10 protein-coding genes are annotated in these 10566 nt (G+C 71.6%); 8 read left to right on the top strand and 2 right to left on the bottom strand.

All coding sequences use genetic code 11. The features are described from left to right. Nucleotides 1–490: 490 nt before the first annotated feature. Nucleotides 491–748 carry a chorismate mutase gene (locus tag EEJ42_RS39030; RefSeq protein ID WP_123106898.1) on the bottom strand — a complete coding sequence of 86 codons (258 nt, stop codon included), beginning with the start codon at nt 746–748 and terminating at the stop codon, nt 491–493. Between the two features lie 276 nt (nt 749–1024). Here EEJ42_RS39030 and guaA point away from each other — a divergent pair, with 276 nt between their 5' ends. From guaA to EEJ42_RS39005, 5 genes are all read left to right on the top strand, one after another. Beyond that, complete coding sequence (gene guaA / locus EEJ42_RS39025; protein ID WP_123106897.1) at nt 1025–2611, top strand: glutamine-hydrolyzing GMP synthase; 1587 nt, start codon at nt 1025–1027, stop codon at nt 2609–2611. Between the two features lie 114 nt (nt 2612–2725). Continuing rightward, nucleotides 2726–3325 (top strand): Uma2 family endonuclease, encoded by a 600-nt coding sequence (locus tag EEJ42_RS39020; protein WP_123106896.1) that lies wholly within the window; start codon nt 2726–2728, stop codon nt 3323–3325. Between the two features lie 72 nt (nt 3326–3397). Beyond that, entirely contained in the window at nt 3398–4201 is an 804-nt protein-coding gene (locus EEJ42_RS39015; RefSeq protein ID WP_425473028.1) for a class II aldolase/adducin family protein, read from the top strand. A 124-nt stretch (nt 4202–4325) separates the two neighbouring features. Next, entirely contained in the window at nt 4326–5600 is a 1275-nt protein-coding gene (locus EEJ42_RS39010; protein ID WP_123106899.1) for a hypothetical protein, read from the top strand. A 187-nt stretch (nt 5601–5787) separates the two neighbouring features. Further along, nucleotides 5788–6255, top strand: coding sequence for a DoxX family protein (locus tag EEJ42_RS39005; protein WP_123106895.1), 468 nt, complete (start codon nt 5788–5790; stop codon nt 6253–6255). 29 nt (nt 6256–6284) lie between these two features. Here EEJ42_RS39005 and EEJ42_RS39000 read toward each other — a convergent pair whose 3' ends face one another. After that, nucleotides 6285–7940: a serine/threonine-protein kinase gene (locus EEJ42_RS39000; RefSeq protein WP_123106894.1), complete on the bottom strand. Its 1656-nt coding sequence runs from the start codon at nt 7938–7940 to the stop codon at nt 6285–6287. A gap of 104 nt (nt 7941–8044) precedes the next feature. On the opposite strand from EEJ42_RS39000, the gene EEJ42_RS38995 reads away from it, so the two are divergent. Genes EEJ42_RS38995 through EEJ42_RS38985 form a run of 3 tightly spaced genes read left to right on the top strand, consistent with a single transcriptional unit; the run spans nt 8045 to nt 10244 of the window. Further along, nucleotides 8045–9403 carry a PspC domain-containing protein gene (locus tag EEJ42_RS38995; RefSeq protein WP_246097645.1) on the top strand — a complete coding sequence of 453 codons (1359 nt, stop codon included), beginning with the start codon at nt 8045–8047 and terminating at the stop codon, nt 9401–9403. Next, nucleotides 9400–9621: a hypothetical protein gene (locus tag EEJ42_RS38990; protein WP_123106892.1), complete on the top strand. Its 222-nt coding sequence runs from the start codon at nt 9400–9402 to the stop codon at nt 9619–9621. Before EEJ42_RS38995 ends, EEJ42_RS38990 begins: the two co-directional genes overlap by 4 nt. 29 nt (nt 9622–9650) lie before the next feature. Next, nucleotides 9651–10244 carry an HD domain-containing protein gene (locus EEJ42_RS38985; RefSeq protein WP_425473029.1) on the top strand — a complete coding sequence of 198 codons (594 nt, stop codon included), beginning with the start codon at nt 9651–9653 and terminating at the stop codon, nt 10242–10244. The last annotated feature ends 322 nt before the right edge of the window (nt 10245–10566 follow it).

Below are 10566 nucleotides of genomic sequence, written 5' to 3'. Positions count from 1 at the left end.
GGCCCCGGGACGCCGACCGTGGCGGGCGTCCCGGGGCCCTAGGCGGTCAGCACCGGCGTCAGGGCAGCGCCGGTGCTGAAGGAGCGGCGCCGGGGGGTTGCGCCGCGGGCTCGGGGAGTGGATCTGTGGGGATGGCAGGAGGGGATCAATGGGGGGAGCAAGGCGCGTCAGGGAGGAGGCGCGTCAGGGGCGTACGCCCGCGCGGCCGGACTCGTGATCAGACCGTGGTCGGACCAATGACGGGTGCTGACCCGGGGTGTTTTCCCTCACTGCATCGTGGTGGATGCGGAGCTCCGGGCGCAACCGTTTCGACTGGATGCGGTCGGTCCCAGGCGTCCCCGGGACCGACCGCCCTATGGATGGTGACCGGGCTGCTGTCCCCTGCCGACCGGTCACCTCGCCGACGCGGCACCGGGCTCAACGAGCCCGTTCACGAGCCGGTCACGCGCCGTACGGGTGACGGGAGGGGCCGGATAGGGGGACCGGGGCGTCAGGCCCGGCCGCGGCACAGCTCCAGCAGCGTCATGGCGAGGGTGGTGCCGGGCTTGCCGAGCGTCCGGCGGTAGCGGTCGAGGATCTCCATCTCGCGGGAGAGGTGCACGCGCCGCCCGCCCGCCGCGATGCGCGCCTCCTGGATGGAGGCCGAGACCGCCATCCGTTCCCGGACAAGTTCGAGGATGCGCCCGTCGAGATCGTCGATCCGCTCGCGCGCGGAACCGATCACATCCGAAGTCGTGCTCGTGCTCATATCCGTATCTCCTGGTCTCTGCTGTCGATGAGGTCGATCAGAGGGACCCGGAACCGGGTGAGACCCGAAGCCATACGCACCAGCGCCCCGGGCCTTGACCGGCCCGGGGCGCCTGGGAAGTCGCTTGTCAGTAGTTCAAGCAGCACGACCATGGCAGCCGGACGGGCCGGTGCCATAGGTAAAGACGAAGGTCATGCGCGTGGACATGAGGCTGATTATGGGCTGGTTAGAATCGAAAGTCCAACCCTCCAGTTCCACCGCCGGAAGGCCGCCGAAGTGCCATCAGCGTCCCCTGCTGCCGCCCCCGACACCGTTCTGGTCGTCGACTTCGGCGCGCAGTACGCCCAGCTCATCGCCCGACGAGTCCGCGAGGCCCGGGTCTACAGCGAGATCGTCCCGTCCACCATGCCGGTGGCGGAGATGCTCGCCAAGAACCCGAAGGCGATCATCCTCTCGGGTGGGCCCTCCTCGGTCTACGCCGAGGGAGCGCCCCGGCTGGACCGTGCGCTCTTCGAGGCCGGGATCCCCGTCTTCGGCATGTGCTACGGGTTCCAGCTGATGGCCGTCACGCTCGGCGGCACCGTCGACAACACCGGGGCGCGCGAGTACGGCCGCACCGACCTGTCCGTGTCCAAGCCGGGCTCGACGCTCTTCGCGGGCACCCCCGAGCAGCAGCAGGTGTGGATGTCGCACGGCGACGCCTGCTCGGCCGCGCCCGAGGGCTTCACGGTCACCGCGTCCACCGACCAGGTGCCGGTCGCGGCGTTCGAATGCGACGAGCGCAAGCTGTACGGCGTACAGCACCACCCCGAGGTGATGCACTCCACCCACGGCCAGCAGGTCCTGGAGCACTTCCTGTACCGGGGCGCGGGCCTGAAGCCCACCTGGACCACCTCCAACGTGGTCGAGGAGTCCGTGGCGGCCATCCGCGAGCAGGTCGGCACCAAGCGCGCGATCTGCGGGCTGTCCGGCGGGGTGGACTCCGCCGTCGCCGCCGCCCTCGTCCAGAAGGCCATCGGCGACCAGCTCACCTGCGTGTACGTCGACCACGGGCTGATGCGCAAGGGCGAGTCCGAGCAGGTCGAGAAGGACTTCGTGGCGGCCACCGGCGTCCAGCTGAAGGTCGTCGAGGCCGAGCAGCGCTTCCTGGACGCGCTCGCCGGGGTCTCCGACCCCGAGGAGAAGCGGAAGATCATCGGCCGGGAGTTCATCCGGGTCTTCGAGCAGGCCCAGGCCGAGCTGGTGGCCGAGGCGGGCGCGGCCGGTGAGGCCGTGGAGTTCCTGGTGCAGGGCACCCTCTACCCGGATGTGGTGGAGTCCGGCGGCGGCACCGGCACCGCCAACATCAAGTCCCACCACAACGTGGGCGGGCTGCCCGACGACATCGAGTTCCAGCTGGTCGAGCCGCTGCGCCGGCTCTTCAAGGACGAGGTGCGCAACGTCGGCCAGGAGCTGGGCCTCCCGGAGGACATCGTCCACCGCCAGCCCTTCCCGGGCCCGGGCCTCGGCATCCGCATCATCGGCGAGGTCACCAAGGACCGCCTGGACCTGCTCCGCGAGGCCGACGCGATCGCCCGCGAGGAGCTGACCGCCGCCGGTCTGGACCGCGAGATCTGGCAGTGCCCGGTGGTCCTGCTCGCCGACGTCCGCTCGGTCGGCGTCCAGGGCGACGGCCGCACCTACGGCCACCCCATCGTGCTGCGCCCGGTGTCCTCCGAGGACGCCATGACGGCCGACTGGTCGCGCCTCCCGTACGACGTGCTGTCGCGGATCTCGACCCGCATCACCAACGAGGTGGACGAGGTCAACCGGGTGGTCCTGGACATCACCAGCAAGCCGCCCGGCACCATCGAGTGGGAATGATCGTCATCTGATCGTCAACACCGACGCCGTCGCTCATACGTTTGAGCGGCGGCGTCGCCGTTTGCCCTGGGTACTCTGACCGCAGAGGCGAGACTCCGTCCCATGGGAGCAATCATGAGCGCCGCACGCGAGTACGGGCTGGACGAGCAGTACGAGTGGGCCCGCCCGCCGCAGGGCGGCTGGACGGCGGACGACCTCGACCGGCTTCCGAATCTTCCTCCGCATACGGAGCTGATCGACGGGAGTCTCGTCCTCGTGAGTCCGCAGACGGCCTTTCACATGCGCGCCCTGCGCCTGTTCGAGCACGCCTTGCTGGACCAGGTACCGGACACCTTGGACGTCATGCGGGAGATGACGGTCAAGCTGGACGACAAGAACCGTCCGGAGCCCGATGTCCTGGTCCTTCGGGCCGGAGCGGACGCCGGGCCTCTCGACACCTGGTACAGGCCGGAGGATGTCGTGCTGGCCATCGAAGTGGTGTCGGCGGACTCCAAGGAGCGCGACCGCAAGGTCAAGCCACCCAAGTACGCGGGCGCCGGCATTTCGCACTTCTGGCGGGTGGAGGAGGACGGCGGGCTCCCCGTGGTCTACGTCTACGAGCTGGACCCCGCTGTGAAGGCGTACCTGCCCACCGGCATCTACCACAGCAAGCTCACCCTGAGCGTCCCGTTCCCCATCGAGATCGACCTCACCTCGATCAATCGCCGCCCCTGACCCTGGCCTCCTGCGATACCCAGAGGTAGCTTCCGCCTCGGAGCCTTGAAGGTCCCGAGGAGGGAGCTGCCGATGACGATGCCGATACCGCGGCCGAACCCCGAGCCGATACCGACCGACCAACTGCACATCACCATGCCGCCCACCCACGCCTCCCCGGCCGACGAGCGGCGGTACCGCAAGGAGCGGCTGGCGGCGGCGTTGCGGATCTTCGGGCGGTACGGGTACGAGGAGGGGGTCTCGGGGCACATCACCGTGCGCGACCCGGAGCTCACCGACCACTTCTGGGTGAACCCCTTCGGCATGCCCTTCGCCCACGTCACCGTGAGCGACCTGATCCTCGTCAACGAGGCGGGCCAGGTGGTCGACGGGCGCTACCACGTCAACCAGGCGGCCTTCGTCGTTCACTCTTCCGTGCATCGGGCCCGACCGGATGTGGTGGCGGTCGCCCACACCCGTTCCGTCCACGGCCGGGCCCTGTCCGCGCTCGGCGAGCTGCTGGAGCCGATCACCCAGGACGTGTGCGCCTTCTTCGAGGACCACGGGCTCTACGACAGCAGCACCGGCGTCGTCGTGGACGAGGAGGAGGGCCACCGGATTGCGTCCGCGCTCGGTGCGTACAAGGCCCTCATCCTGCGCAATCGCGGTCTGCTGACCGTCGGCGACTCGGTCGACGCGGCCGCCTGGTGGTTCATCACGATGGAGCGCGCGTGCCAGGCGCAGCTGTCGGCGAAGGCGGCGGGGAAGCCGGTGCTCATCGATCACCGGAGCGCCGTGCAGACCCGTGAGCAGCTCGGAAGCGATCTTGTGGCGTGGATCAACTATCAGCCTCTGTATCTCCAGATCACGCGCGGTGAGCCGGACCTGCTCAACTGAGACCCCTCGCGGTGCGGCACAATCCTCCCTCAACACATGTCAGTTGGGCGTACAGAACGAGTGAACGACGGAGCGGTGAGACCTCGTGGCGGTGGACACGACGAAAGACGCCACGAAGGCGAACGTGAAGGCGGCGGGCGGACCCGGCGGCCACGGCCACGCGGACCACGGCCCGGCGGGCTGTGAGTGCCCGCAGGGCGCCCGTGAGGGCCACCGGCGGGCGGTGGCCGCGTTCGTGGCCATGCGGGAGCGTTTCGCGGCCGGGGAGGGCCTTCCGGCGGCTCTCGCGCACTCCGCGGGGGCGTCCCGGCAGTGGGTGTCGGACGAGCTCGCCCACGCGGCCCGTACGGTCCTCGACTGCGGCCAGGCCGAGAGCACCGCATGGCGCGACGCGGTGTGGCGGCGCACCCTGCTGGTGGTCTGGGGCGCGGTCGGGGCGCTGCTGATCGGGCAGTTGGCGACGGCGCTCGGCACCGGCTGGTCGGTCGCCCGCACCGCCGGGCTCACCGCCGCCCTCGTCACCGGGGCGCTGCTGACCCTCACCGCCCGGCTGCACTACGGCAACGGCGGCCCGCTCGCGCCGCTCGTCGGCGAGGACAACCGGATGTCCACCTCCCGCTCCCTCGCCGCCGCCTGGCTGCTGCTCGCCGTCTTCTCGGTGCTCGTCCTGGCCGTCGAGCTGGCCGTCGACCCCGGCGACCGGGACCGGATCGCCGGTGGGCTGTCCCTCGGCCACGCCGCCGGGCTGCTCACGGTCGCCGCGCTGACCTGCGTGGCCGCGGTGCTCGCCCGGCTCGTCGTCGCGGCCCGGGTGCGGGCGCAGCGGCTCCAGAAGGTCCGCGCGGTCCGCCCGCGCGCCGCCGACCTCCTCACGGACGACGCGGGCCGCGGCAGCTTCGCCGACGCCCAGTACGTCGTCGTCCACGCGGTCGCGCTCACGTTCGCCGCCGTCCGCCTCGCCCGCGAGCCGTGGCGGCTGCCGGAGCTGCCCTGGGGGCTGGTGCTGCTCGCCGTCGTCTCCGTCCTGATGTACCTCACCGGGAAGTACGCGGAGGGCGGCCGCCCGACCGTGCTGTCCGTCGTCCGGGTCCGCCCCGAGGAGGGCGGCATCGACCGCGACGCCCCGATCCGTACCGGCGACGACATCGAGATCCGCGGCAACGGCTTCGTCCCGCCGGGTGCGGGGGACCCCGACCGGCTGGCCCGGATGGTCGTCCGTATCGGCGCCGTCCACGTCCACGTCCCCCTGGTGCCGGTGGCGGGCGGCTTCAGCAACCCGACCGACACGGCGCTGACCGTTCCGGTGCCGGTGGACGTGGAGCCGGGCCGGGTGGACGTGCAGGTGGTGACGGCGTCGGGGGCGGAGACGAACCGCTACCAGATCGACGTACTGGACTGAGTCGGAACCCCCCTGGGCTGAGTCGGAACCCTCTTCCCCTCCGTATGGTTTTGATGACTGCGCAACGGGAGAGGCGGGCGTCATGAGGCATGCGGACCGAACGGTCGGAGGGGGTCCCGCGGGAGACGCGGGCAGTGTGAACGTCGTGAGCGGCATAGGCGGTCCGCCGACGGGCGGAGTGCGGGAGATGGCGGCCCGCTATGCGCTGCTGCCGCTGCGGATCTTCCTCGGCGTCACCTTTGTGTACGCCGGGATCGACAAGCTCACCGATTCGGCGTTCCTCGCCGACAGCGGCGCGGGCTCGATCGGCCAGCTGATGAGCCAGGTGCGCGACACCTCGGCCGTCCCCTGGCTGGTCGACCAGGCCCTGAACGCCCCGAGCACCTTCGGCTACGTCATCGCCTTCGGCGAACTGGCCGTCGGCCTCGGCACCCTCTTCGGGCTCCTCACCCGCCTGGCGGCCCTCGGCGGGGCGCTGATCTCGCTCAGCCTGTGGCTGACGGTGAGCTGGCAGACGGAGCCGTACTACTACGGCAACGACCTGGCCTATCTGATGGCCTGGCTGCCCCTGGTTCTCGCCGGTGCCCCCTACCTGTCCCTGGACACGGTCTGGAGCAAGCACCGCCGCCGCCAGAACTCACAGCTCTTCACCTGACCCACGGCACATCCGGCGTCCGGCTCCGCTCAGGGGAGCCGGATGCCGTCGCGGACCTTGTCGAAGATCGGGCGGTACCGGCTCCACTGGTCTTCCGGCGCGCTCAGATAGATCGCGTACTCCTTGTCGCCCTCGTTGCCGAAGCCCAGGTCGATCGCCCGGAACCAGCGGGCGCGGCCCTTGAACCGGAACTCCCAGATCGCCGCGGGCATGCCGCGGAAGGTGGTCTCCTGCATGCGGGTCCGCTCGTACGCGAGGACCTCCTTCTTCAGGCTGGCCTCGACGTCCTCGAAGTGCTTGACCTGGTCGTCGGAGGCGAAGTCGAGGACGTTCACCGACAATTGGACCATCTTGGTGGGGTCGAGGTAGCGGACCTCCTGGGTGTTGTCGACCTTGCCGTCCGAGTCGGAGTCGATCTTCCACGCGTCGGGGACGGGGAAGGAGACGCCGAGGCCCTTCACCAGGCGGTAGCCCTCGGGGACGGGGGACGGGGTGAACGAGGGGGAGGCCGAGGGGGCCGAGGCGGAGGGGCTGCCGATGTCCGCCTTCCACGCGTAGACGCCACCCGCCACCACCACGATCGCCAGCGCCGTCCCGACGGCGGTCCACCGGGCCTTGCGCGCCCCGGAGCCCTTGGGCGGGGAGGCGGTAGGGAAATCGGGGACGGGGTTCGGCCGCTGCGGTGTGGGAGCGTCCCGCCGTGGGGGCGGCCCCGGAGGCGTCTCCGCGGCCGGGCTCCGGTTCGTCGTCAGGACCATGGTCGTCGTGGTCGTCCGACCGCCGTCCTGCCCCTGTACCGGGAACACCGTCGTCTCCGGCTCCGACGCCGGGCCGCGCAGCGCCCGTTCCGTCTCCTCCGCCGACGGCCGCCGCTCCGGCTCCTTCTCCAGCAGCGCCTCGATCAGCGGGGCCAGCGAGCCCGCCCGCCGCGGCGGGTCCAGCGGGTCCACGGCGATCGCGTACCCGGTCTCGATCGGCGTCGGCTTACGGAACGGAGCCCGGCCCTCCACCGCCTGATAGAGCGTCGCGCCCAGCGCCCACAGGTCGGACGCCGGGCCGGGCTTGCGGCCGCGCACCCGCTCCGGGGCGATGTAGTCGATGGAGCCGACGACCTCGCCGGTCTTGGTGAGCGTGGAGGTGCCGGTGGCCATGGCGATGCCGAAGTCCGTGAGCACGACCCGGCCGTCGGTGCCGAGCAGCACATTGCCGGGCTTGACGTCACGGTGCAGCACGCCCGCCGCGTGGGCGGCGCGCAGGGCGGCGATCATGCCGCGGCCGACGCGGGCGGTCTCGTCGGGGGAGAGCGTTCCGCCCTCCTTGAGCAGGTCGCCCAGGGTCGTGGACGGCACGTACTCCATGACGATGCACGGCAGTCCCTCGTCGTCCACGACGTCGTGGACGACGACCACATTGGGGTGCGTGATGCGCGCCGCGCTCCGCGCCTCGCGGCGGGTGCGCTCGTGCATCGTCGTCAGTTCGTCCTCGCTGAGGTGCGGGGAGACGTGCAGCTGCTTGACGGCGACCTGACGGCCCAGCAGTTCGTCCTCGGCGCGCCAGACCGTACCCATGCCGCCGCGACCGATCTGCTCGGCCAGCCGGTACCGTCCGGCGATCAGCCGCCCTACGTCCGACACCGCACTCCCCTCCCGCTCCACGGCGGCTTGCTCTCCCCGCCTGCCGCGCATGTTCGACCCGCCACGATAGTCGCCACGACATCGGGGATGATCTCAGGGAAGGCCCAGGGTTTCACCGGATGTCGCCGGAACGACCGTCTTGTCACCATGGACGCATGACCGATGCACCCACCGTGGCGGACGAAGGCCAGGGCGCGGCCGGTTCCGGAGGCTCCCGGGGCGCGGGCCCGCAGCCACCGCCTTCGCAGTCGTCGCCGTTCGCGAGCGTGCCGCTGCGGCGCAGCCGCGACCAGAAGATGATCTCGGGGGTGTGCGGCGGGCTGGGCCGCTACTGCGACGTCGACCCGGTGATCTTCCGGGTGGTCCTGTCCGTGCTGGCCGTCGCGGGCGGAATCGGCCTGATCGTGTACGGCTTCTGCTGGCTGCTCGTCCCCATGAACGGGGAGGACGAAAACGAAGGGCGCCGGCTGCTCTCCGGGCGTGTCGAGGGTCCGGCGCTGACGGCGGTGCTGTGCGCGCTGGTCGGCTGCGGGCTGTTCCTGTCGATGCTGAACAACGGCGGCGTGATGTCGTTCTCGTTCATGCTGGCCCTCGCGGCGGGCGGCGTCGGTTATTGGTCACACCACCGGAGGCTGGCGGCGGGGAGCGGCGCCGCGGTGGATCCGGCCACGGCGCAGGCCGTCGCGGACGCGCCCCCGGAGGCCAAGGCTCCGCCGACGCGGGGCGGGCCGGGGCCGTCGTGGTGGCGGGACCCGCTCGTCAAGGACGGCACGACGGGGCTGCCGGGCGCGGCGGGCGCGGGCCACACGGGCTACCTGTGGGGGCCGGACGACGGCCCGTACGACAAGGCCATGGCGCGGGCGGCGCGCGCCCGGCGGATCCGCGACCGGTCCTCCATCGGCGGCTGGATCTTCCTGGTCGCCCTCGCCGCCGCGGCCGCGGGCACCCGGCTGTCCTGGCACTCCCACCCGCTCGGCACCAGCCTGGAGATCGGCCTCACCTGCGCGCTGGCCGTCTTCGGCCTCGGGATGATGGTCAGTTGCTGGTACGGGCGGACGGGGGTGGGGACCGCCCTCATGACCGTCGTCACCTGCGCCCTGCTGGCCGCCGCCACGGCGCTCCCGAGGTCCGTCACCACCGACTGGTCCCGCGAGACCTGGGCCCCGACGTCCGCGGTCGCCGTACGGCCCTCGTACGAGCTGGGCGGGGGCGTCGGCGAACTGAAACTCGACCGCTTCCGGCTGACGGACGACCAGACCGTCCGGACCCGGGCCGAGGTCGGCGCCGGAAAGCTCGCCGTGACGGTGCCCCGGGACGCCCGCCTCAAGCTGTCCATACGGACGGGGCTCGGCGACATCCGGCTCCCGGGCGAGCGCAACGACGACATCGACATCGAGCCGGGCCGGGAACGGACCATCACCCTCGACCCGAAGGGCGGCGCGAGCGCCGCGCACGGAACGCTGGTGCTGCGGCTGTCGATCGGCCTGGGGAACGTGGAGGTGACGCGCTCATGAAGCGCCATCCGGTGGAGCCGGGAAAGCTGGTGGCGGGCCTCGTCGTGCTGGCCGTCGCGACGGTGTACGGGCTGGACGCCGCCGGGGAGTGGGACGTGCGGACGCTCGTGCCGCTGATGGTGCTGGTGGGGGGATTGTGCGTGGCGGGCGTGGTGTCGGCCCTGACGTACCTGGCCAGGCGGAAGCGGGCCCGCGGAACGGAGAGCCCCACCCCGTAGCTCCGGCTCGTTGCTACGCTCCCGCCGTGATGCTCCCGACGGTCGACGACATACGCGCGCTGCACGAGAAGTACGCGCCGACGCGCGAGGCGTTCGAGCTCGTGTACACGCACTGCGAGATCGTCTGGCACGTAGCCGAGCAACTGCTCGCCTCCGATGCCCACCCTCTCGACGCCGACCTCGTCCGCGCGGGCGCCCTGCTCCACGACATCGGCGTCTACCGCCTCTACGACAACACGGGCCGACTCCGCACCGACGAGTACATCCGCCACGGCGTCCTCGGCCACGCGATCCTCCGCGAGGAGGGCTTCCCCGAGCGCCTGTGCCGCTTCTGCTCCTGCCACACGGGCGTAGGGCTCACCCGCCACGACGTCGAGCGCCAGAAGCTCCCCCTGCCGCCGGCCGACTACGTGGCCGAGACCGGCGAGGAACAGCTGGTCATGTACGCGGACAAGTTCCACACCAAGACCACCCCTCCCGCCTTCCTCTCCTTCGACACCTACGTCACCCACGTGTCCCGCTTCGGCCCGGAGAAGATCACCACGTTCCGAGCCCTGCGCACCCGCTTCGGCGAACCGGACGTGGCCCTGCTCAGCGCGAGATACGGCCACGCCCACACCTGAGCCCGCCCCTGACGCCTTCTGCCGCCGCTCGGCAACGCCCCTTGACGCCGCACGGGCTGCTGCGCGGGGCGCCCTGCCGTTGCTCGGGTGGCTCGGCGCCCCGGGCGCCGCTTGGGCGCCCAGCGAGGCGCCCCGCCGCTGCTCGGGCTTCTCGGTGAGGTGCTCTTGACGTCGCTCGGGCGGCTCGGCGACGCCCCCTGCTGCCGCTCGGAGGGGCGCACTTGCCCCCGCTCGGGCGGCTCGGTGAGGCGCCCTGACCCTGCTGGGGCCGCCCGGCGACGCCTCCTGACGCGGCGCGGGCTGCTGGGCGGGGCGCCCTGCC

This window comes from Streptomyces botrytidirepellens, from assembly GCF_003721215.1.
Lineage (GTDB): Bacteria > Actinomycetota > Actinomycetes > Streptomycetales > Streptomycetaceae > Streptomyces > Streptomyces himastatinicus.
The sequence above is the reverse complement of the archived record's forward strand: the minus strand, read 5'-3'. Positions and strand labels throughout refer to the sequence as shown.